Consider the following 2,519-nt stretch of genomic DNA (forward strand, 5'->3'; position numbering starts at 1 on the left):
GCTGTAAAATAAAGCGTTAAAAACATTCGTAAAATAAAGTGTAAAAAAAGGTTTAAAAAGAGTTGTAAATATGGGAAAGGTATTTATATTTGCAGCCGCTAAAACGATAAGGTTTTATGCGGATACGTTCACAAGAATAGCTTGACATACATACTTAAGGAATTCTTTTTAAAAATAGTTTAGAAAAAGTTTTTTGAGAATTAAAAAAGGTTGTATGTTTGCATCCGCTAAAAACGGTAACGTTTAGGTGTAAGTTCTGAAGATAAAATACTTTTAAAGTGAGAGGCAAGAAGTTTGCAAAAGAGCTTCAAAAAAAATCTCAAAAAAGTTTTGTTGGAATGAAAAAAGGGTTTTATATTTGCACCCGCTTTCGGAAGGAAGTTTGATAAAATAGAAATAAGAGTTCATTGACATATTGATTAGCAGCAATTATTTTGGAGACAAAGTAATGATAAAAAACATAAGCAAAAAACATCTTTTGAGAGTACGATAATTTTTCGGAGTTGAAGAAACTATAATATATAAGAAACAACGATGAAGAGTTTGATCCTGGCTCAGGATGAACGCTAGCGGCAGGCTTAACACATGCAAGTCGAGGGGCAGCATAGATTGCTTGCAATCTGATGGCGACCGGCGCACGGGTGCGTAACGCGTATGAAACCTACCTAATACAGGGGGATAGCCCAGAGAAATTTGGATTAATACCCCATGGTACTGTGATCTCGCATGAGATTATAGTTAAAGATTTATCGGTATTAGATGGTCATGCGTTCTATTAGTTAGTTGGTAAGGTAACGGCTTACCAAGACATCGATAGATAGGGGCCCTGAGAGGGGGATCCCCCACACTGGTACTGAGACACGGACCAGACTCCTACGGGAGGCAGCAGTGAGGAATATTGGACAATGGAGGAAACTCTGATCCAGCCATGCCGCGTGAAGGAAGACTGCCCTATGGGTTGTAAACTTCTTTTATAGAGGAAGAAACGCAGATACGTGTATTTGTTTGACGGTACTCTACGAATAAGGATCGGCTAACTCCGTGCCAGCAGCCGCGGTAATACGGAGGATCCAAGCGTTATCCGGAATCATTGGGTTTAAAGGGTCCGCAGGCTGTTGTTTAAGTCAGAGGTGAAAGTTTGCAGCTCAACTGTAAAATTGCCTTTGATACTGGATGACTTGAGTTATAATGAAGTGGTTAGAATATGTAGTGTAGCGGTGAAATGCATAGATATTACATAGAATACCGATTGCGAAGGCAGATCACTAATTATATACTGACGCTGAGGGACGAAAGCGTGGGGAGCGAACAGGATTAGATACCCTGGTAGTCCACGCCGTAAACGATGGTTACTAGCTGTTTGGACTTCGGTCTGAGTGGCTAAGCGAAAGTGATAAGTAACCCACCTGGGGAGTACGATCGCAAGATTGAAACTCAAAGGAATTGACGGGGGCCCGCACAAGCGGTGGAGCATGTGGTTTAATTCGATGATACGCGAGGAACCTTACCAGGGCTTAAATGTAGGATGCATTAGTTAGAGATAGCTATTTCTTCGGACTTCTTACAAGGTGCTGCATGGTTGTCGTCAGCTCGTGCCGTGAGGTGTCAGGTTAAGTCCTATAACGAGCGCAACCCCTGTTGTTAGTTACCAGCACGTCGTGGTGGGGACTCTAACAAGACTGCCGGTGCAAACCGTGAGGAAGGTGGGGATGACGTCAAATCATCACGGCCCTTACGTCCTGGGCTACACACGTGCTACAATGGTAGGTACAGAGAGCAGCCACTACGCAAGTAGGAGCGAATCTACAAAACCTATCTCAGTTCGGATCGGAGTCTGCAACTCGACTCCGTGAAGCTGGAATCGCTAGTAATCGGATATCAGCCATGATCCGGTGAATACGTTCCCGGGCCTTGTACACACCGCCCGTCAAGCCATGGAAGCTGGGGGTACCTGAAGTCGGTGACCGTAAGGAGCTGCCTAGGGTAAAACTAGTAACTGGGGCTAAGTCGTAACAAGGTAGCCGTACCGGAAGGTGCGGCTGGAACACCTCCTTTCTAGAGATACGACGATAAATTATAATAGGATGATCGAGAGATTGTTTTTGCTTAGCTGTTAATTAAGAAATTGAACGAAATACAAGTAGAGTCTCATAGCTCAGCTGGTTAGAGCGCTACACTGATAATGTAGAGGTCGGCAGTTCGAGTCTGCCTGAGACTACTAATTGTGTTTTAGAGGAAATTCTGGAAGTTAGAGGATTCAACATTCATAATTCTGAATTCATAATTCTGAATTTCAATAATGGGGGATTAGCTCAGCTGGCTAGAGCGCCTGCCTTGCACGCAGGAGGTCATCGGTTCGACTCCGATATTCTCCACAATGCAATATTTTGAGATATTATATTTCAAGTATTGCAAGAGAGTTGTTATAGATTTTTAAGTCTGTACGACTTGCACAAAGTTCATTGACATATTGAGATAAAAGAGAAACGAGATTAAATAATAATCTTCGAGAGAAAAAA

General features: G+C 42.7%; 2 tRNA genes and 1 rRNA gene. All 3 read left to right on the forward strand.

Features of this window, described 5'->3' with window-relative positions:
- Positions 1 to 531 precede the first annotated feature (531 nt).
- Positions 532 to 2,055: ribosomal RNA gene (locus AA089_RS22830) — 16S ribosomal RNA — on the forward strand.
- Positions 2,056 to 2,144: 89 nt separating this feature from the next.
- Positions 2,145 to 2,218, forward strand: a tRNA-Ile gene (locus AA089_RS22835).
- Between the two features lie 83 nt (positions 2,219 to 2,301).
- Positions 2,302 to 2,375, forward strand: a tRNA-Ala gene (locus AA089_RS22840).
- Positions 2,376 to 2,519 lie beyond the last annotated feature (144 nt).

The organism is Kordia jejudonensis (assembly GCF_001005315.1).
In the GTDB taxonomy this organism is placed as follows: domain Bacteria; phylum Bacteroidota; class Bacteroidia; order Flavobacteriales; family Flavobacteriaceae; genus Kordia; species Kordia jejudonensis.